Annotated in this window: 19 protein-coding genes; 15 read left to right on the top strand and 4 right to left on the bottom strand. The window is 64.3% G+C overall.

From position 1 onward, the window contains the following. Positions 1-65: 65 nt before the first annotated feature. The 6 genes from P5705_RS09460 to P5705_RS09435 all read left to right on the top strand — a co-directional run bounded on the left by P5705_RS09460 (position 66) and on the right by P5705_RS09435 (position 5,506). Positions 66-1,559 carry an acetyl-CoA hydrolase/transferase family protein gene (locus P5705_RS09460; RefSeq protein WP_277460563.1) on the top strand — a complete coding sequence of 498 codons (1,494 nt, stop codon included), beginning with the start codon at positions 66-68 and terminating at the stop codon, positions 1,557-1,559. A gap of 427 nt (positions 1,560-1,986) precedes the next feature. Then, entirely contained in the window at positions 1,987-2,199 is a 213-nt protein-coding gene (locus P5705_RS09455) for a DUF1127 domain-containing protein (protein ID WP_011531561.1), read from the top strand. Between the two features lie 298 nt (positions 2,200-2,497). Then, positions 2,498-2,815, top strand: coding sequence for a DUF2388 domain-containing protein (locus tag P5705_RS09450; protein WP_277460561.1), 318 nt, complete (start codon positions 2,498-2,500; stop codon positions 2,813-2,815). 88 nt (positions 2,816-2,903) lie between these two features. Beyond that, on the top strand, positions 2,904-3,197 hold the full coding sequence (locus P5705_RS09445) for a DUF2388 domain-containing protein (RefSeq protein WP_277460560.1): 294 nt from the start codon (positions 2,904-2,906) through the stop codon (positions 3,195-3,197). A gap of 33 nt (positions 3,198-3,230) precedes the next feature. After that, positions 3,231-3,551, top strand: a complete 321-nt coding sequence (locus P5705_RS09440; protein WP_277460559.1) for a DUF2388 domain-containing protein — start codon at positions 3,231-3,233, stop codon at positions 3,549-3,551. Beyond that, positions 3,548-5,506: a DUF4105 domain-containing protein gene (locus tag P5705_RS09435; RefSeq protein ID WP_277460557.1), complete on the top strand. Its 1,959-nt coding sequence runs from the start codon at positions 3,548-3,550 to the stop codon at positions 5,504-5,506. Before P5705_RS09440 ends, P5705_RS09435 begins: the two co-directional genes overlap by 4 nt. Before the next feature lie 77 nt (positions 5,507-5,583). On the opposite strand, the gene P5705_RS09430 is transcribed toward P5705_RS09435, so the two are convergent. Further along, positions 5,584-5,985, bottom strand: coding sequence for a GFA family protein (locus P5705_RS09430; RefSeq protein ID WP_277460556.1), 402 nt, complete (start codon positions 5,983-5,985; stop codon positions 5,584-5,586). A gap of 268 nt (positions 5,986-6,253) precedes the next feature. On the opposite strand from P5705_RS09430, the gene P5705_RS09425 reads away from it, so the two are divergent. From P5705_RS09425 to P5705_RS09385, 9 genes are all read left to right on the top strand, one after another. Then, a complete protein-coding gene (locus tag P5705_RS09425; protein ID WP_203649083.1) occupies positions 6,254-7,561 on the top strand; it encodes a CitMHS family transporter in 1,308 nt (435 codons plus the stop codon). 72 nt (positions 7,562-7,633) lie between these two features. Next, complete coding sequence (locus P5705_RS09420; protein WP_213659062.1) at positions 7,634-8,404, top strand: TerC family protein; 771 nt, start codon at positions 7,634-7,636, stop codon at positions 8,402-8,404. 286 nt (positions 8,405-8,690) lie between these two features. Beyond that, entirely contained in the window at positions 8,691-10,349 is a 1,659-nt protein-coding gene (locus tag P5705_RS09415) for a Na/Pi cotransporter family protein (RefSeq protein WP_277460554.1), read from the top strand. Positions 10,350-10,380: 31 nt separating this feature from the next. After that, positions 10,381-11,784: a M16 family metallopeptidase gene (locus P5705_RS09410; RefSeq protein ID WP_277460552.1), complete on the top strand. Its 1,404-nt coding sequence runs from the start codon at positions 10,381-10,383 to the stop codon at positions 11,782-11,784. A gap of 136 nt (positions 11,785-11,920) precedes the next feature. Next, positions 11,921-12,943, top strand: coding sequence for a DUF5924 family protein (locus P5705_RS09405; protein WP_277460551.1), 1,023 nt, complete (start codon positions 11,921-11,923; stop codon positions 12,941-12,943). 177 nt (positions 12,944-13,120) lie between these two features. Further along, entirely contained in the window at positions 13,121-14,254 is a 1,134-nt protein-coding gene (locus P5705_RS09400; RefSeq protein ID WP_277460550.1) for an ABC transporter permease, read from the top strand. Next, positions 14,251-15,042, top strand: coding sequence for an ABC transporter ATP-binding protein (locus tag P5705_RS09395; RefSeq protein WP_277460549.1), 792 nt, complete (start codon positions 14,251-14,253; stop codon positions 15,040-15,042). The genes P5705_RS09400 and P5705_RS09395 overlap by 4 nt, the downstream gene beginning before the upstream one ends. Before the next feature lie 3 nt (positions 15,043-15,045). Beyond that, positions 15,046-15,984 carry an MlaD family protein gene (locus P5705_RS09390; protein WP_277460547.1) on the top strand — a complete coding sequence of 313 codons (939 nt, stop codon included), beginning with the start codon at positions 15,046-15,048 and terminating at the stop codon, positions 15,982-15,984. Continuing rightward, positions 15,981-16,595 (top strand): ABC-type transport auxiliary lipoprotein family protein, encoded by a 615-nt coding sequence (locus P5705_RS09385; RefSeq protein WP_277460546.1) that lies wholly within the window; start codon positions 15,981-15,983, stop codon positions 16,593-16,595. The genes P5705_RS09390 and P5705_RS09385 overlap by 4 nt, the downstream gene beginning before the upstream one ends. On the opposite strand, the gene P5705_RS09380 is transcribed toward P5705_RS09385, so the two are convergent. The 3 genes from P5705_RS09380 to P5705_RS09370 all read right to left on the bottom strand — a co-directional run bounded on the left by P5705_RS09380 (position 16,577) and on the right by P5705_RS09370 (position 20,536). Continuing rightward, positions 16,577-17,806, bottom strand: coding sequence for a nucleoside recognition domain-containing protein (locus P5705_RS09380; protein WP_213659054.1), 1,230 nt, complete (start codon positions 17,804-17,806; stop codon positions 16,577-16,579). The two genes, P5705_RS09385 and P5705_RS09380, sit on opposite strands and share 19 nt — an antisense overlap. Before the next feature lie 194 nt (positions 17,807-18,000). Continuing rightward, positions 18,001-19,335 carry a glutamate/aspartate:proton symporter GltP gene (gene gltP / locus P5705_RS09375; protein WP_277460545.1) on the bottom strand — a complete coding sequence of 445 codons (1,335 nt, stop codon included), beginning with the start codon at positions 19,333-19,335 and terminating at the stop codon, positions 18,001-18,003. Between the two features lie 730 nt (positions 19,336-20,065). Then, entirely contained in the window at positions 20,066-20,536 is a 471-nt protein-coding gene (locus P5705_RS09370) for an inhibitor of vertebrate lysozyme family protein (RefSeq protein ID WP_277460544.1), read from the bottom strand. Positions 20,537-20,539 lie beyond the last annotated feature (3 nt).

The raw sequence follows: 20,539 nt of genomic DNA, 5'->3' as shown, positions 1-20,539 counted from the left end.
GACGGCACCAGGCGAAATCTCTAGACTGCGCTTCCAGTAGCCTCAGTAGCCCGAGATAACAATCCATGTACCGTGATCGTATCCGCTTGTCCTCCCTGCACAGCAAGGTAATGAGTGCGGCTGATGCCGCTGGCCTGATCCAGGACGGCATGACCGTCGGCATGAGCGGTTTCACCCGCGCCGGCGAAGCCAAGGCCGTGCCCCACGCACTGGCCGAACGCGCCAAACAGTCGCCGCTGAAGATCAGCCTGATGACCGGCGCCAGCCTGGGCAACGACCTGGACAAGCAACTGACCGAAGCCGGCGTGCTGGCGCGGCGCATGCCGTTCCAGGTCGACAGCACCCTGCGCAAGGCCATCAACGACGGCAAGGTGATGTTCATCGACCAGCACCTGTCGGAAACCGTCGAACAGTTGCGCAACAAACAGCTCACCCTGCCGGACATCGCGGTCATCGAAGCGGTGGCGATCACCGAACAGGGCCACATCGTGCCGACCACTTCCGTCGGCAACTCGGCCAGCTTCGCGATCTTCGCCAAGCAGGTCATCGTCGAGATCAACCTGTCGCACAATGCCAACCTCGAAGGCCTGCACGACATCTATATTCCGACCTACCGCCCGACCCGCACCCCGATCCCGCTGGTGAAAGTCGACGACCGCATCGGCAGCACCGCCATCCCGATCGACCCGGCCAAGATCGTCGGCATCGTCATCAGCGACCAGCCGGACTCGCCGTCCACCGTGCTGCCGCCTGACCACGAGACCCAGGGTATCGCCGACCATCTGATCACCTTCCTCAAGGGCGAGGTTGAGGCCGGTCGCATGACCAACAACCTCGGTCCACTGCAAGCGGGTATTGGCAGCATCGCCAACGCCGTCATGTGTGGCCTGATCGAGTCGCCGTTCGAAAACCTGACCATGTACTCCGAAGTGCTGCAGGACTCGACCTTCGACCTGATCGACGCCGGCAAGCTGAGCTTCGCCTCGGGCAGCTCGATCACCCTGTCGAGCCGCCGCAACGCCGATGTGTTCGGTAACCTGGAGCGCTACAAGGACAAGTTGGTGCTGCGCCCGCAGGAGATCTCCAACCACCCTGAAGTGGTGCGTCGCCTGGGGATCATCGGCATCAACACGGCGTTGGAGTTCGACATCTACGGCAACGTCAACTCGACCCATGTCTGCGGCACCAAGATGATGAACGGCATCGGTGGCTCGGGCGACTTCGCCCGCAACGCCCACCTGGCGATCTTCGTCACCAAATCGATCGCCAAGGGTGGCGCGATTTCCAGCGTGGTGCCGATGGTCAGCCACGTCGACCACACCGAGCATGACGTGGACATCCTGGTGACTGAAGTGGGCCTGGCCGACCTGCGTGGCCTGGCACCCCGCGAGCGCGCCCGGGTGATCATCGACAACTGTGTGCACCCGGACTACCGCGCCGCGCTGAACGACTACTTCGAGCGCGCCTGCCAGCGTGGCGGCCATACTCCACATATCCTGCGCGAGGCCTTGAGCTGGCACGAGAACCTGGAAGAGACCGGGCGCATGCTCGTCGGCTGACGCCACAACTGTACCGATCACGGGGCAAGCCGCCTTGCCCCGCAATCCCCGCAGGAGCCTGGTACCGCTTCTGTAGGAGCGGCTTCAGCCGCGATCACCCGCGAAGTGGGTGCCAGACACCGCGTTGCCCGCATCGCGGCTAAAGCCGCTCCTACAGACCGGCACCAGCAACAATAAAAACTGTTCTACTGTACCGGTAAAAGTCAAACTTCCCGCCGCGCAATTTCCTCACGCCTTCAAAAAACGCACCATTATCGTGCGGACCAGTACAGTTTCGTCACTTTCGAGTGCAACAGTAGGGTTACACAGTTAACTGAGCCATCGTATTACAGCAGAACTGTATCTACTGTTATGGACAACAGAAGAGGAAGATGGGCACCAGTTAAATCACTCCCTAATGCCGCCACAAGCGGAAGGATGACACATCATGGAACGTACCCTCAGTTCCGACCTGGTTTTCGAAAACGCCCAAGCTTCCAACGCCGCCCTGCCGCTGCGCGTCCTGTCCACCCTGGTACTGTGGCAGCGCCGCATGGCCAGCCGCCGCCAGCTGGCGCGCCTGGACTCCCGCCTGCTGGCCGACGCTGGTATCAGCGAGTCGCAGCGCTACGAAGAGCTGAGCAAGCCGTTCTGGCGCTAAGCTTCGGGCGCCGACCCGGGTCGGCACCGCGCATTCAGAAGAACCCGTCGCAGGTAACTGCGACGGGTTTTCTGTTTGTATGGCCCGTATTAGACACGTCACGACAAGAACCATAACAGTTTTGAATTAATCAACATCGATGAGTACAGTTACGAATTGTGATGTTTCTCCGCCCCGAGCGGCAGAACCACGGCGTGTTACGCTTGTCCTACACGCCTGGTAGAAAACGTACCGTGACGAACCCAGCCAGCGTCCGATAAGCAGATCCACCCAGCCCCTGTGCAGGAGTCCTTCGACCATGTCCCGTAATCATCTGTTTGGCGCCGCCCTGTTGCTGGCCTTCACCGGCGCAGCCAATGCCACCAGCTTCGTCGTCACCACCGATGCCGTGGTGGGCGCCGTCGCCGCCACCACCGATGCCACCTCCGACATTTCCTCGTCGTTCCGTGACGACAAGATCGTCCAGGCCGCCCGCGACGATGCCGCCAGCTTCGTTGGCAGCGAAGGCGCGATTCGCGGCGCCAAGCTGGAAAGCGCATTTGTGCACATCCGCCAGCAACTGCCTGAGCTGCAAGCCAGCGACGCCCAACTGGCACGCGCCATCCTCGCGCTCTGAAACCCGGCTCCAAAAACCGGATTCACTGGCCCTGCCCAGGGAATCCGGAGTAGCCTTCGCCGCCCGAGATAATCGCCCCAGAAAGCCCATGCGTTATTTGTTGCCATTGCTGTTCGCCCTCGCTGGCGTGGGAAGCGCCCATGCCATGGACGCCACCACACAGGCACCATTCCTGACCGGCTTCGTCACCAGCCAGGTGACCAGCGCACCGTTCGACCGCAAGCTGATCCTGGGTGCCCGGGATGATGCGGCCGCCTTTGTTGCCAGTGATGGCCTGATCCGTGGCGCACGCCTGCAGGCAGCGCTCAACACGCTGCGCCAGGGCTGCTCCCGGCACTCCGTCGGCGACCTTGAACTGGCCGAAGCGATTCTCGTCCAATAATCACACCACTCCTCGTATTCCCGGAGATGCTCCATGCGTAAACCGCTGATCGCCGCCACCCTCGGCATGCTGCTACTGGCCGACCTTGCCCAGGCCCACACCTTGGTGGCCACCAGCAATATCATCGTCCGTGCCTTCGGCCGTTCGATCGACTTCACCTCTGATACCACTACCTCGATCCGCGACTCAAAAGTCGTGCGCGAAGCCCATGACGACGCCGCCAGCTTCGTCGCCAGCAACGGCGCTATCCGCGGCGCCCAGCTCGAAGCGGCCTTCGACACCCTGCGTGCCCGTGTGCCTGAAGCGCGCGACGCCAGCGACCAGGTCCTGGCCGAAGCCATCCTCGCCCTGTGAAACGCGCGCGTGCCTGGCTGCTCGGCTGCGCCCTGACGCTGCTCGGCACGCCCGCCCTGGCCGACCTGCAGCTCGTGCTGCAGGCCGATGGTCTCGATCCGCAACAACAACAAGCCAGCCAGGCCCTGCTCGACGAGGCCATGACCAAGCTGCCGCCGCGCTTCAAGCAGCAACTGGACCGGCAAATCCTGGTCAGCTGGAGCGAGCGCATGCCCGAGGACGCCTATGGCCAGGCGTCACCGGTGGCCACGCTGGACCTCAACCGGCGCCTGCTGCCCAGCCTCGCCGACGGCAGCGCCGCCCGCGAGAAGACCAACCGCCCCCATGGCACGGTCCGCGAAGAGCTGCTGGCCACGGTCCTGCATGAACTGACCCACATCTACGACCGCGCCCGCCTGTGGCCGGCCGCCGAACGCCAGGTGATCTCGCGCTGCAAACGCCAGCAGGGCACGCTCGGCAAGATCGGCCTGCCGGAAGACTGCCGTGGCCAGGCTGAGCGCCGCTTCACCTTGAGTGACGACCCGCGCCTGCTCGACCTGGCCGGCTGGCCGCAATACGTCGGCCGCCGTGGCGAGCGCGAGCAGCACAACGGCCAACTCGTGCGCAGCCCGGACAGCTACGAGCTGAGCAGCCCGAAAGAGTTCATCGCGGTCAACATGGAGTACTTCCTCCTCGACCCCAGCTATGGCTGCCGCCGCCCGGCACTGAACCAGTACCTGCGCGACCACTTTGGTTGGGCGCCGCAACAGGACGCCTGCGCCAAAGGGCTGCCGTTCCTCAACGCCGGTAACGACTTCGCTCGCCAGCCACTCGGCGAGATCGATCCCGATCGGGTCTATGAGGTCGACTACCTGCTGGCCGAAGCCAACCAGAACTGGGTCAGCCGCTGGGGCCACAGCATGTTGCGCCTTGTAGTCTGCGCCCCTGGCCGGCCACGTGGGCCGGCATGCCGGCTCGACCTCGACCAGCACCTGGTGCTGTCGTACCGCGCCTTCGTCAACGATGTGCAGCTGTCCAGCTGGGACGGCCTGGTTGGCGCCTACCCCTCGCGCCTGTTCGTGCTGCCACTGGGGCAGGTGATCGACGAATACACCAAGACCGAATTGCGCAGCCTGGCTTCGGTACCCATCAAGCTCAGCCGCGATGAAATCGAGAACCTGGTGCGTCAGGCCGCCGAAATGCACTGGAGCTACGACGGCAACTACTACTTCCTGTCCAACAACTGCGCGGTGGAATCGCTGAAGCTGTTGCGCAGCGGCACCGGTAATCCCGGTTTCAACGACCTGGACAGCATCATGCCCAATGGCCTGCTCGAGGTGATGAAGGGCAGGGGGCTGGCCGATACCCGCGTGCTGGACGACCCAAGGGAAGCATTGCGCCTGGGTTATCGCTTCGACTCCTACCGCGACCGCTACCAGGCCATGTTCGACGTGCTGCGCAAGCATCTGCCGATCAAGCAGACCGCCGTGGAGGACTGGCTGGCCCTGGACGCCGAACAGCGCCGCCAGTGGTTCGACCGCGCCGACCTGCGCACCAGCGCCGCCTTGCTGCTGCTCGAGCAGGCCAGCCTGCGGCGCCAGCTGTTGCTGGCCCAGGACGAGGTCAAGCAACGCTACTTGAACGGCCGCGCGCTCAAGGACGGCAGCTTCGACAAGGCCAATGAGACCCTGCAGGCGATGCTGGCCAACAGCGGCTTCCTCAGCCGCCCGGCTGAATTGCTGGGGGCCGGTGGTTATGGTTTGCCACAACCTGAAGAGCGCAAGCAGCTGGAGCAGGTGAGCAACGAGCGCCAGGCACAGCTGCTGCGCCTGAGCACCGACCTGGACCAGCAGGTGCGGGCGCTGCTGGGGCCGGAGCGGGGCCGGGAGATCAAGGCGGTGGAAGCCAATATCAAGCAGGTGGGCGAGCACCTGCGGGCGCTGCACAAGGCCGCCGGGGGCCTGCAACTGCCTTGAACCCCCTGTAGGAGCCAGCCTTGCTGGCGAACGGCTTCACAACGGTGTTTGCCGCTGTTCGCCAGCAAGGCTGGCTCCTACAAGTGTTCTTCGTCTTCCGAGGGTAGCCCGTCCCCCATATGCAGCCACGGCAACCGGCTCCCCACCCAGATATGCCGGTTCGGCCGCACCCGTTCCGGATGATCCAGCGTCGCCACCGTCACATCGACGGTCTGCGGGCTGAGAGTGGTCACCAATGCCACATGCGCGCCACAAAGCCCACAGAAATACCGGCTGCAGCTGGCGGGTGCCACATAACGCTGCGGCGACCCCGACAACCACTGGAAACCCTCAAGGGGCACGCTGACCCAGGTCACCAGGGTGCCACCACTGACCCGTCGGCAAATCGAGCAATGGCAATGGGCGACATCGCCCATCTCCCCCTCCAAACGGTACCGCAGCGCGCCGCAATGGCAGCCGCCTTCCTCGACATTCGACATCAGATCGACCTCTCGTCGCCTCGTACCGGGCGAAAGCTGGCTGAAAGCTTGCCCACATAGGATAGCGCCACCACCGGCAGCAGACCGGTCAGCCAGGGCAGCCGGAAACTTCCGCGCCCGGCCCAATCAACAACAACAATGGTGATTCTGATGTTTTCCTGTGCCCGCCTTTTCGCAGTACCCCTCCGCCTGCTCCCCGCGCAGCGCCTGACGCGCTGATCCGCCCGAATCGTCCTTCCTTTCGCCGCGCCACGCCTGGAGTACCGCCATGCTGACCTTCCTCGGCTTCGCCATGGTCATCACCTTCATGTACCTGATCATGACCAAGCGCCTGTCGGCCTTGATCGCCCTGATCCTGGTACCGATCCTGTTCGCCCTGTTCGGCGGTTTTTCCGCCAAGATCGGCCCGATGATGCTCGAAGGCATCAGCAAGCTCGCGCCCACCGGCGTGATGCTGATGTTCGCCATTCTCTATTTCGCCCTGATGATCGACTCCGGCCTGTTCGACCCGGCCGTGCGCAAGATCCTCAAGCTGGTCAAGGGTGACCCGCTGAAAGTCTCGGTCGGCACCGCCGTGCTGGCCCTGGTGGTCTCCCTCGACGGTGACGGCGCCACCACCTATATGATCTGCTGCGCCGCCATGCTGCCGCTGTACAGCCGCCTGGGAATGAGCCCGCGGATCATGGCTGGCCTGATCATCCTCGCCGGCGGGGTGATGAACATGACCCCGTGGGGCGGCCCCACCGCCCGCGCCGCCAGCGCCCTGCACGTGGACCCGTCGGACATCTTCGTGCCGATGATCCCGGCCATGGCCTTTGGCGTGGCGGCGATCCTGGCCATCGCCTACTGGTACGGCAAGCGCGAGCGCGCCCGCCTGGGCGAGCTGCACCTGCCGACCGACGACATCGACCACAGCGAAATCAGCGTGTCGCAGTTCCCGGAGGCCCGTCGGCCGAAACTGATCTGGTTCAACGGCGCCCTGACCGCGGCCCTGATGGTCGCGCTGATCGCCGGCCTGCTGCCGCTGCCGGTGCTGTTCATGATCGCCTTCAGTATCGCCATGATCGTCAACTACCCGTGCCTGCAACAGCAGAAGGACCGTATCGCCGCCCACGCCTCCAGCGTGCTGGCCGTGAGCGGGCTGATCTTCGCCGCGGGCATCTTCACCGGCATCCTGTCGGGCACCGGCATGGTCGACGCCATGTCCAAGAGCCTGCTGGCGGTGATTCCGGAGGCGTTCGGCCCGTACATGGCGGTGATCACCGCCATCGTCAGCATGCCGTTCACCTTCTTCATGTCCAACGACGCCTTCTACTACGGCGTGCTGCCAGTGCTGTCGGAATTCGCCAGCCACTATGGCGTCACCCCGGTGGAAATGGCCCGTGCGTCGATCGTCGGGCAGCCGGTACACCTGCTCAGCCCGCTGGTACCCTCCACCTACCTGCTGGTGGCCCTGGCTGGCATCGAGTTCGGCGATCACCAGCGCTTCACCCTCAAGTGGGCAGTGCTGGTGTGCCTGTGCATAATGTTCGGCGCGCTGGCCCTGGGGACTTTCCCGCTGTTCAGCAGTCTGTAATACAAGCGCATCATCCAACCGCAAAGCGCCCGCCATCAGGGCGTTTTGCCTTTACCGCTCGAAGGAATACACATGGAATGGCTGACCAGCCCGGAAATCTGGGTTGCCTTTTTCACCCTCACGGCCCTTGAGATCGTGCTCGGGATCGACAACATCATCATGATCTCGATCCTGGTCAGCCGCATGCCCAAGCACATGCAACCGCGCACGCGGATCTTCGGCCTGGCCCTGGCCATGGTCACGCGGATCATGCTGCTGCTGTCGATCACCTGGGTCATGCGCCTGACCGACGACCTGTTCCATGTACTGGGCCAGGGCATCTCCGGGCGCGACCTGATCCTGTTCTTCGGCGGCCTGTTCCTGCTGTGGAAAAGCTCCCAGGAGATCTATCACGGCCTGGAAGGCGAGGACGAAAGCGCGGACGAGCCAAAAGGCGCGGGCGGCAAGTTCTTCTACACCATCATCCAGATCGCCATCATCGACATCGTGTTCTCCCTGGACTCGGTGATCACCGCCGTGGGCATGGTCTCCCATGTGCCGGTGATGATCGCCGCGATCATCGTCGCGGTGCTGGTGATGATGCTCTGCGCCGGCACCATCAGCGACTTCATCGACAAGCACCCTTCGCTGAAGATGCTTGCGCTTTCGTTCCTGATCGTCGTCGGTACCGTGCTGATCGCCGAATCGTTCGACGTGCATGTACCGAAAGGCTATGTGTACTTCGCCATGGCCTTCTCGCTGGCGGTGGAGGCGATCAACATCCGCATGCGCACGGCGATGGCGCGTAAAAAGGGCAAGGAGCATGACCCGGTGAAACTGCGCAAGGATATTCCGGGTCAGTAAGATCGGGCAGCGCAACAAGACAGAGGGCCCTTCGGGGCCCTCTGTCATTTGCGCCGCCGTCTGTAGGAGCCAGCCTTGCTGGCGAACAGCCCCTCCCGAGATCGTTCGCCAGCAAGGCTGGCTCCTACAGGTTTCAAATATGTTTCAGCCATGCCAAGCTGGCACCTGCCGCGCAAAACAACTAAAGCTTCAGTGAGCACTGAAAAAACCGCCCACCCCCGGGCCAGGCTCGCCGCTTCACCCATTGGCCCCGCGCTGGGGCACAAGACAGAAGGGGGCCCCGAACATGCTGACCCTGCTCAACCTGCTTTCCGCCGTTGCCCTGCTGGTCTGGGGCACGCACATCGTGCGTACCGGCATCCTGCGGGTATTCGGCGCGAACCTGCGCCGGGTGCTGAGCCAGAACATGAACAAGCGCCCGCTGGCATTCGTCGCCGGCATCCTCGTAACCGCCATGGTGCAGAGCAGCAACGCCACCGCCATGCTGGTCACCTCGTTCGTCGGCCAGGGGCTGATGGCCATGACCCCGGCCCTGGCGATCATGCTTGGGGCCGACGTCGGTACCGCGCTGATGGCCCGGGTGCTGACCTTCGACCTGTCCTGGCTGTCGCCGCTGCTGATCTTCCTCGGGGTCATCTTCTTTCTGTCGCGCAAGCAGACCCGCGCCGGCCAGCTGGGCCGGGTGGGCATCGGCCTGGGCCTGATCATCCTGGCGCTGCAGTTGATCGTGCATGCCGCCGCCCCCATCACCCACGCCCAAGGGGTGAAGGTGCTGTTCGCCTCGCTGACCGGCGATATCCTCCTCGACGCCCTGGTCGGCGCGCTGTTCGCGATGATCTCCTACTCCAGCCTGGCCGCCGTGCTGCTCACCGCCACCCTGGCCGGGGCCGAGGTGATCAGCCTGCCGGTGGCCATTGGCCTGGTGATCGGCGCCAACATCGGCAGCGGCCTGCTCGCCTTCCTCACCACCAGCCTGCAGAACAGTGCCGGTCGGCGGGTGGCGCTGGGCAGCCTGCTGTACAAGATGATCGGCCTGGTGCTGATCATTCCGGTGCTGCACCCGCTGGTGGAGTGGATGGACAGCCTGAGCTTCAGCCCGCAGGAGCTGGTGATCGGCTTCCACCTGCTCTACAACACCCTGCGCTGCCTGCTCATGCTGCCCACGACCAAGCTTATGGGTCGCGTGTGCGACAGCCTGCTGCCTGAACGGGAGAGCGGCAACGGCCACTACCAACCTCGTCATCTCGACCCGACCGCCCTGACCACCCCCACGCTGGCCCTGGCCAACGCCGTACGCGAAACCCTGCGCCTGGGCGACATCGTCGACAGCCTGTTGAGCGCCATGCTCGCCGCCCTGCGTGGCACCCAGGCCGCCATGCCGCAGCAGGTAAGGGCCATGAGCGAGGACGCCGAGGCCCTGTACAACGCCATCAAACTGTACCTGGCGCAGATGCCGCGCGAAGACCTCGGCGAACAGGACAATCGGCGCTGGGCCGAGATCATCGAGCTGGCGATCAACCTCAAGCTGGCCAGCGACCTGATCGAGCGCATGCTGCGCAAGGTCCAGCAACAGAAGACCTCGCAGCGCCGCGAGTTCTCGCAGGTCGGTCTGGAAGAGTTGACCGGCCTGCAGGAGCAACTGCTGGCCAACCTGCGCCTGGGCCTGTCGGTGTTCCTCACGGCCGACCCGCAAAGCGCGCACCAGCTGCTGCGGGAAAAACGCCGCTTCCGCGCCCAGGAGCGGCGCCTGGCCCACGCCCATGTCAGCCGCCTGCAACGTAAAGTGGTGCAGAGTATCGAAACCAGTTCGCTACACTTGGAGCTCATCGCCGACATGAAACGGTTGAACTCTTTGTTCTGCAGCAGTGCCTATGTGGTACTGGGCGGCACCGATACCGGCGGGCTGATGCTCGACAGCGTGCCGGACGAAGCCCGCCAACCCTGAATTCACCCACCCCGGAGACCGAAGCTCGCCCATGCGTTGCCTGATGTTCGTTTGCCTGCTGATCTGCAGCCTGCCCAGCCTCGCCCTCGATCGCTCGCGGGTCGAAGGCTACCTGTTGCCCAACGGCCTGCAGGTGATCCTCAAGTCCGGCTACGAACGTGACCATGTCTCGATCCGCCTGGTGGTGGGCGTAGGCCTCGACGACTTCGGCTGCGACCAGCGCGAGCTGCCGCACCTGCTGGAGCACCTGCTGTTCAGCGGCATCGATGAGACCGGGGAGGGCGGCCTGGAGGAACGTATCCAGGCGCTGGGCGGGGAGTGGAACGCCTTCACCAGCAACGCCGACACCACCTTCGTCATCGAGGCCCCGGCGCGCAACCAGCGCAAGGTGCTCGACCTGCTGCTCTCATTGCTGCGTGACACGCGCATCGACGCCAGGGCCCTGGCCACGGCGAAGAAGATCATCGAGCGCGAGGATGGCGGCCACTACGGCCACCTGCAGCGCTGGCTCGATCGCCAGGAGGTCGGCCACCCGGCCAGCGAGCAATTGGCGACGGAACTTGGCCTCAAGTGCAAGGAGCGCTCCGACGTCGACGACATGACCCTCGAGCAAGTCCAGCACCTGCGTGAGCACTGGTATGTCGCCAACAACATGACCCTGATCGTCGTCGGCGGTCTCGACCGCCTGCTGCCGGCCTATCTTGAACGGACTTTCGGCGAGCTGCCGGCGACGGAGCCGGAGGAACGGCGCAATCTCGAGAGCATCAGCCAGCAGGCCGAGCAGCGCCGCGACCTGACCCGCGGCTGGCTGGGCGACAGCGTCAAGCTGCACTGGCTGTTCATAGAACCTGCCCTGGACACCGGCCACGAGCAAACCCTGGAACTGCTCTCGCGCTACCTGGACTGGGCCCTGTACGACCAGCTGCGCCTGCGCCATGGATTGTCCTACGGCCCCTCGGCGCAGCGCGAGAGCTTCGGCGACAGTGGCATGCTAAGCCTCAATGCCGACCTCGAACGCCAGGACATCGACACCGCGGTGAAAGTGCTCACGCAGTTGTTCGACCATCTGCGCAAGCATGGCCTTGACCCAGACACCTTCGCCCGGATCAAGGAAGCGGCGATCGCCCGCGAAAGCTGGAGCACCCAGGGCAACACGGCACTGGCCGACTATTACTGGGGGGCGCTCAACGACTATGAGAACGGGCGCTTCAGCGACCCGATGCGCAAGCTGCGCCAGGTCACCTTGAAAGAGGCCGATGCGGCATTGCGCGAGCTGCTGAAGGAGCCGGGGTACTTGCGGATCGAGAAGCCACTGCTGGGGTATGACGAGCTGTATGGGCTGGTGGCGTTGATCCTGGGTGTACTCCTGGCCATCGGCCTGATCCGCCGGCGTCGCGTAGTGGCGAATCGCCCCAGCGGTGCTACTCGGGAGTAGTGATTCGGCGGTATCCTGTGTCGACCTCTTCGCGGATAAATCCGCGCCCACAGAATTCCTTCACCGCGAATCCTGTAGGCGCGGATTTATCCGCGAAGAGGCCGGCGCTGTTACCCATCCATCCTGTTGTAGACCCATGCCTCCACTACCCAACTTCGTCCTGCGCGTGATCGAACTGCTCAAGCGCTACCCCGGTGTTATCGCCCTCTACGGTTTCATCTCGGGAATTTGCAGCTTCATCCTGGTCGACCGCCAGGCCGGCCTGGCCAGCTGGATTGCCATCGTCATGTTGATCAGCTGGGTCTGGCTGATGCTGGAGAACACCCTCACCGAGCTGTTCGCCCGCACCTTCAAGCGCGAGATCCCGCAGCCGCTGCTGCGCTTCGCGACACAGATGATCCACCAGGAAAGCCTGTTCTTCGTCCTGCCGTTCTTCTTCATCACCACCACCTGGAACAGCGGCCAGCTGGTGTTCACCGGCCTGCTCGGCGCCGCCGGGCTGATCTCGATCGTCGACCCGCTGTACCACAAGTGGCTGGCGCCACGGCGCTGGCTGTTCCTGGCGCTGCACACCCTGACACTGTTCGCCGCCATGCTCACGGCGCTGCCGATCATCCTCAACCTGACCACCGCGCAGAGCTTCAAGCTGGCGCTGATCGCCGCCATGGTGCTGTCGTTCCCGAGCCTGGCCAGCAGCTTCCCGATCAACAACTGGCGCCGTGGCGTGGGGCTGGTGCTGGTCACCCTGGCGGTGGGGGGCGGTGGCTGGCTGCTGCGCTCCTGGGTGCCGCCAGCCACCCTGTGGATGACCGACGTGGCGATCAGCACCGAAGTGCTCAACCGCCAGCCAGGCGCGTCGCTGGACGAAGTCGCCGCCAGCCGCATCCGCGGCGGCGGGCTGTACGCCTATACCGCGATCAATGCGCCGCGCGGGCTGAACGAGCGTATCTATCATGTGTGGCAGCTCAACGGCAAAGAGGTCGACCGCATCGCCCTGGACATCCACGGCGGGCGCAAGGAGGGCTACCGCGCCTGGACCCACAAGCAGAACTTCCCGCCCAACCCGGTGGGCAAATGGCAGGTGAGGGTGCTGACCGAGGATGGTCAGGTGATTGGGGTGTTGCGGTTCAAGGTGGTCGACGACGCAGTGCCCAAATAGGGCCCTGTTCGTCGGTAGGAGCGGCTTTAGCCGCGATGCGGGCGACGCGGTTGTGGCACCCGCATCGCGGGTGATCGCGGCTGAAGCCGCTCCTACAGGGGTCGTGTCGGGTCAAGGGGTTGGATTTTGCGCTATGAGAGTGCGCTATGATCAGCCTCTATGCCCCCAGTCAGATGCATGGAGCCTATGACCGCCCCGAGCGCAATCCTGGACACCCAGCAGCAGCCCACCCGCCTGCGCATCGTCGGCGACTGGACGCTGGCCCACTACGCCAACCTCAAGCGCGAGTGCGAGCGCCTGGGCACACAGTACGGCGATGACACCCAGGTCGACCTCAGCCAACTGGGCCGCCTGGACACCGCCGGTGCCTCGCTGCTGGCCGAACTGCTGGGCTCCGAACGCCTGTCGCATTGCACCGACGACCTCCCCGACGCCAGCCGCGCCTTGCTCAAGAACGTCTACTGCTCGGTGCAGGACTACTGCATCCCGGTCAAGCAGCCCGAACAACCGGTGCTGCTCCTGCTGCTGGCACGCATCGGCCGGGCGGTCGACCAGCTGTGGCAGGACACCCGGCAGGTGCTGGGCTTCATCGGCCTGATCCTCGAAACCTTGCTGCTGCGCCTGTTCCAGCCCCACCGCTGGCGGGTCACCCCAGTGGTGGCGCACCTCGAACAGACGGGCCTCGACGCCGCGCCGATCGTCGCCCTGCTGACCTTCCTGGTCGGCGCCGTGGTGGCCTTCCTCGGCGCCACCGTGCTGGCCGCGTTCGGCGCGACGATCTTCACCGTCGACCTGGTGGCCTTCTCCTTCCTGCGCGAATTCGCCGTGCTGCTGACCGCCATCCTCATGGCCGGCCGCACCGCCAGCGCCTTCACCGCGCAGATCGGCTCGATGAAGGCCAACGAAGAGATCGACGCCATCCGCACCCTGGGCCTGAACCCCATCGAACTGCTGGTGGTGCCACGGGTGCTGGCACTGCTGATCGCACTACCGCTGCTTACCTTCCTTGCGATGATCTGCGGCATGGTCGGCGGCGCGGTGGTCTGCGCCCTGACCCTGGATATCTCGCCAGCCATGTTCCTTTCGCTGCTGCAGAGCGACATCGGCGTGCAGCACTTCCTGGTGGGCCTGGCCAAGGCGCCGTTCTTCGCCTTCCTGATCGCCGCCATCGGCTGCCTTGAGGGTTTCAAGGTCAGTGGCAGCGCCGAGTCGGTCGGTGCCCACACCACCTCCGCCGTGGTGCAGTCGATCTTCGTGGTCATCGTGCTGGACGCGGTGGCCGCGCTGTTCTTCATGGAGATGGGCTGGTGACGGGCCGGGAAGCGGTGATCGAGGCACGGGGCATCTGCAACCGCTTCGGTAACCAGAGCGTGCACGAAAACCTCGACCTGGACCTGTACCGCGGTGAAATACTCGCCGTGGTCGGTGGCTCGGGCAGTGGTAAATCGGTGCTGCTGCGCAGCATCATCGGCTTGCGGCGGCCCAATGAAGGTCAGGTCCGGGTATTCGGCCAGGACCTGGCCACACTGAATGAAACGCAGCGCTCGCTGGTGGAGCGGCGCTTCGGCGTGCTGTTCCAGAAAGGCGCCTTGTTCTCTTCGCTGACCGTCACCGAGAACGTCGCCCTGCCATTGATCGAACACGCCGGGCTGTCGCGCACCGACGCCGAGCACCTGGCCGGGGTGAAGCTGGCCCTGGCCGGCCTACCAATCAGCGCTGCCGACAAATACCCCGCGTCGCTGTCCGGCGGCATGATCAAGCGCGCCGCCCTGGCCCGCGCCCTGGCCCTGGACCCCGACATCCTGTTCCTCGACGAGCCGACCGCCGGCCTCGACCCGATCGGCGCCGCCGCCTTCGACCAACTGATCCTCACCCTGCGCGACGCCCTGGGTCTGTCGGTGTTCCTGATCACCCACGACCTGGACACGCTCTACACCATCACCGACCGGGTGGCGGTGCTGGCGCAGAAGAAGGTGCTGGTGGCCGGGCCACTCAGCGAAGTCGAGCAGGCCGACGACCCGTGGATTCACGAATACTTTCACGGCCCGCGCGGCCGGGCAGCCGAAGACGCCGCCCTGCGCGCCCGCCAGGAGCGCTGAACGATGGAAACCCGAGCTCATCATGTCCTGATTGGCCTGGTCACCGTGCTGGTGGTGGCCGGCACCATGCTGTTCGGCCTGTGGCTGACCAAGTCCAGCGTCGACACGGCCTTCAAGGACTACGAAGTGGTGTTCAACGAGGCGGTGTCGGGCCTGTCCCGTGGCAGCCCGGTGCAATACAACGGTATCAAGGTCGGCGATGTCAGCAGCCTGCGCCTGGACCCGAAGGACCCGCGTCGGGTCCTGGCCCGCGTGCGCCTGAGCGGTGACACGCCGGTCAAGGAAGACACCCAGGCCAAGCTCACGCTGGCCGGCGTCACCGGCAACTCGTTCATCCAGCTCAGCGGCGGCACCCCGCAGAGCCCCGAGCTCAAGGGCAAGGACGGCAAACTGCCGGTGATCGTCGCCTCGCCTTCGCCGATTTCGCGCCTGCTCAACGACAGCAGTGACCTGGTGACCAACATCAATCTGCTGCTGCACAACGCCAACCAGATGTTCTCCGAGGGCAACATCGAACGGCTGAGCAACACCCTGGCCAACCTGGAACAGACCACCGGCGCCTTCGCCAACCAGAAGGGCGGGATTTCCGCGGCCATCGAACAATTGGCCCAGGTCGGCAAGCAGGCCAACGCCACCCTGGCAGAGACCCAGGCATTGATGCGCAACGCCAACGGCCTGCTGGGCAACCAGGGCAAGCAGGCGATCGGCAGCGCCGAGCAGGCCATGCAGGCGCTGGCCGAAAGCGCCGCCACCCTCAACAACCTGCTGCAGGACAACCGCCAGTCCATCGACGACGGCGCCCAGGGCCTGAACCAGTTGTCCCCGGCGATACGTGAACTGCGTGAAACCCTCAACTCGCTCAAGGGCATTTCCCGGCGTCTGGAGGCCGACCCGAGCGGCTACCTGCTGGGCCGCGACAACAACAAGGAGTTCCAGCCATGAAGCCGTCCTTGCGCCTGGCCGCCCTGGCCGCCACCCTGAGCCTGGCGTCGGCCTGCTCGATCCTGCCTCAGGGCGAGCCTGTGGATATCTATCGCCTGCCAGTTGGCCAGCCCGCGCGGGGTGCCGCGCCGCTGGACTGGTCGCTGCGCCTGAACAAGCCCCTGGCCAGCGAAGCCCTGGCCGGGCCGCGCATCGCGGTGATCCCCCAGGGTGACGTGATCAGCAGCTACAAGGGCGCCCGCTGGAGCGACCCGGTGCCGATGCTGGTGCGCAACCGCCTGCTCGATGGCTTCCAGCGCGACGGCCGGGTACAGCGCCTGAGCGCCGACGACAGCAACTTGCAGGCCGACTATGAGCTGGGGGGTGAGTTGCAGGCCTTCCAGGCCGAATACCGGCCTGGAGGAAGCGTGGAAGTGGTGATCCGCTATGACGCGCGGCTGGTGCAGGGGCGCAGCCAGCGCATCCTCGCCAGCAAGCGCTTCGAGGTGCGCCAGCCGCTAGGCGAACAGCAGGTGCCAGCGGTAGTCGCCGGCTTCGGCACGGCCAGCGACCAGCTGGCGCGCCAGGTGATCGACTGGACCGTCGGCCAGGCTCAGCCGAAGAACCAGTAGCAGACGAAGATCGCCGCGATCACTCCGGCCAACTCGGCCAGCAGGGCGCAACCCACCGCGTGGCGCACCCGCTGGATCCCCACCGCGCCGAAATACACCGCCAGCACGTAGAAGGTGGTCTCGGTGCTGCCCTGGATGGTTGCCGCCACCAGTGCCGGGAAGCTGTCCACACCCTGGGTCTGCATGGTCTCGATCAGCATGGCCCGCGCCGCGCTGCCGGAGAACGGTTTGACCAGGGCAGTGGGCAGGCCCTCCACGAAACGGGTGTCCAGGCCCATCCAGTTCACCGCATGGCGGATGCCGTCCAGGGCCAGTTCGAGGGCACCCGAGGCGCGCAGCACACCGACTGCCACCAGCATCGCCACCAGGTACGGCAGCAGGCTCTTGGCCACGTCGAAGCCTTCCTTGGCGCCCTCGACGAATGCTTCGTACACCTGCACCCGTCGCAACGCGCCGATCACCAGGAACAGGATGATCACGCCGAACAGCGTCAGGTTACCGAGGATCGAAGACAGGCTGGCCAGGGCGGCCGCCGACAGCGTGCCGAGGAATGCCATGAAGCCACCCAGCAACAGGGCGCCGGGGATCAGGTAGGCGAGCACCACCGGGTCCCACAGGCGCAGGCGCTGCATCACCGCCACCGACAGCAGCCCGACCAGCGTCGAGCAGCTGGTGGCCAGCAGGATCGGCAGGAACACCATGGTCGGGTCGGCCGCACCTTGCTGGGCGCGGTACATGAAGATGGTCACCGGCAGCAGGGTCAGCGACGAGGCGTTGAGCACCAGGAACAGGATCTGCGCGTTGCTCGCCGTGGTGCTGCTGGGGTTGAGTTCCTGCAGCGAACGCATGGCCTTCAGCCCGATGGGCGTGGCGGCATTGTCCAGGCCCAGGCCGTTGGCGGCGAAGTTCATGGTGATCAGGCCCAGGGCGGGGTGGCCGGGCGGAACTTCCGGCATCAACCGGGCGAACAGCGGGCCAAGCACCTTGGCCAGCCACTCGACGATACCGGCCTTCTCGGCGATCTTGAGGAAGCCCAGCCACAGCGTCAGGGTGCCGAACAGCAGGACCATGACTTCCACCGACAGCTTGGCCATGGCGAAGATGCTCTCGACCATGGCGGCGAAGATGCCGGCGTTGCCACCCACCAGCCACTGGGCCAGGGCGGAGATGGCCGCCACCAGGAAAAAGCCGAGCCACAGGCCGTTGAGCATCCGTGTGTTCCCCCGTGAAAAATGCCCGAATGATAGCGCAAACGCTCCCCCCCGTAGGAGCCGGCTTGCCGGCGAACACCGGCATGGCCGGTGCCAGGCACCGCGCCGTCTCCTTCGCCGGCAAGCCGGCTCCTACAGGTCTGCGGAATGCAAAAAGCCCCGACAAGTCGGGGCTTTTCGTTCAGCGCAAAGGCTTACTGGTTGACGGTCTTGCCTGCCACCACAGCCTCGCTCTTGCCTTTGTTCAGCACCAGCGAGTTGTAGTACGCCTCGCCTTTCTCGGCGTCGTACATACCCTGCCACTTGGCGATGACCACGGCGGCCAGGGCGTTACCCACCACGTTCAGCGCGGTACGGGCCATGTCCATGATGCGGTCGACACCGGCGATGAAGGCCAGGCCTTCCAGCGGAATGCCCACGCTGCCCAGGGTGGCCAGCAGCACCACGAAGGACACGCCTGGCACGCCGGCGATACCCTTGGAGGTGACCATCAGGGTCAGCACCAGCAGCAGCTGCTGGCTCCAGGACAGGTCGATGCCGTACAGCTGGGCGATGAAGATCGCCGCGATGCTCTGGTACAAGGTCGAGCCGTCGAGGTTGAACGAGTAGCCGGTCGGTACCACGAACGAGCAGATCGACTTCGGCGCGCCGTACTTCTCCATCTTCTCGATCACGCGCGGCAGCACGGTCTCGGAGCTGGAGGTGGAGTAGGCGAGGATCAGCTCGTCCTTCATGATGCGCATGATCTTGATGACCGAGAAGCCGAACACGCGCGCCACCAGGCCCAGCACCATGAAGGCGAAGAAGGCGATGGCGAAGTACACCAGCAGCACCAGCTTGGCCAGTGGCAGCAGCGAAGCGAAGCCGAAGTTGGCGACAGTGGCGGCGATCAGGGCGAACACGCCGATCGGGGCGTAGTTCATGATCATGTGGGTGACCTTGAACATGGTCTCCGACACGCCCTGGAACGTCTTCACCAGCGGCTCGCGCAGGTCGGCGTTGAGGCTCGACAAGCCCATGCCGAACATGACCGAGAAGAAGATGATCGGCAGCATCTCGCCACGCATCAGCGCTGCGAAGATGTTCGACGGGATCAAGTTGAGCAGGGTCTCGATGAACGCGTGTTCATGCTGCACCTCGGCCGCGGTGGCCTGGTACTTGGAGATGTCGACGGTGCCCAGGGTGCTCATGTCGATGCCGGCGCCCGGGTGGAACACGTTGGCGAGAACCAGGCCGACGACGATGGCGATGGTGGTCACCACCTCGAAGTAGATGATGGTCTTCAGGCCAATGCTGCCCAGTTTCTTCGCGTCGCCAACCCCGGCGATGCCCACGATCAGCGACGAAATCACGATCGGGACGACGATCATCTTGATCAGGCGAATGAAGATGTCGCCAGCGGGCTGGAGGACGTTGCTGATCCACCATGCCTTTTCCGCACTGAAATGATTCAGTAGCGCGCCGACTGCAACGCCCAGCAACAGACCGATCACGATCTGCCAGGCGAGGCTCAGTTTTGCCTTCTTCATGTCATTACCCTTTGTTGTAGTGGTCACGGGCACCAAGCGGAAAGCCGCGTCCCAGAGCTGTTAACAGCATGTTGGTTGCAGAGCTTGCCGTCCGGTGACCCCATGTAAGGACACCGCGAGCGAATGGTTCAGGTGCTCGGGCCAGGGAAAAAGGCGGCAACTATTGCGATGGGAAGGGGGGCAGTCTAATGCCGGAAACGACTACCCTATGCCGAATCGGCATGAGACTCGACCTGAAAATCGGGCATCGCCAACGCCTTGATTTTCAACGTTCGGATTTCCGAACAAGACCAAAGCGCCATTTTTAGGCCGATTTAGAGGTATGCATGTGGGGGTTCGAATGGCGTGTTCGACAATCCGAATGGCTGAAATGCCCTCTGACCTGACCTATCGGACAGCCTAAAAAATTTCGATATACGGTCGAGACAAAATGTGTCTTGGTAAAAAGTCGTGCATATAAAAGGAAGAATTCCTACAAGAGGCGCTTCGGAAGCCAGACCGGTCAGCGCATCGTGCTCGACACGGCCGATCTGCAGCTTCCGATGCCACCCTCGCCTGACCCGGCCCATCGCGGAGGCACTCCCTGTACCCCTAGGCCACTCCGACCCTGCAACAGTCAGAACGGCCCGGCCCCCTGGTCATGCGCGGCCCGTCCTCGGGGCCGCGCATCATAGAAGCCAGAACAATAAAAAGGTTCAGCTTCCATTGCGTTACAGAGCGTGACCGCTGGTCAGTACCAGTTCGGGTCGCGCTTGAGCTGCTCGCGCAGCAGCGCCTGCATGCCGTCGTCCGGCTTGCCGAGCCAGCGGTACTCGGCATGGCGGGTGGGCGACTTGTCGGCAGGCAGGCCTTCGGGCACTTCCACGAGCATCCCGTAGGCATGCTCCTTGTCCCAGCTAAAAGCCACGATCAACCGTTTATAGGTGCAGTTGCCCTGCGACTCGCAGAGCGGACCGACCAGGTATTTATCACCATCCTCGGTCACTGCGGACATCTGCAAAGGGGCGCTGCCAGTGAGGTTGATCACCCACTCGGGAAGGCGCTCCTCGCCTTTGATCGTGTCCTGCCAGGTTTCCCGGTATTCAGGGTCCGTGCCCAACAACTGGTCGGCACGGACCTGGCCGTCATTGGCCGCCATCGCCGCCGTACCGACGCCCAGAAGCAGGGCGCCGGCCAGGGCAGTGCAAAGCATCCGGCTCATGGT

Source organism: Pseudomonas entomophila (genome assembly GCF_029478665.1).
GTDB lineage: Bacteria > Pseudomonadota > Gammaproteobacteria > Pseudomonadales > Pseudomonadaceae > Aquipseudomonas > Aquipseudomonas entomophila_F.
The sequence above is the reverse complement of the archived record's forward strand: the minus strand, read 5'-3'. Positions and strand labels throughout refer to the sequence as shown.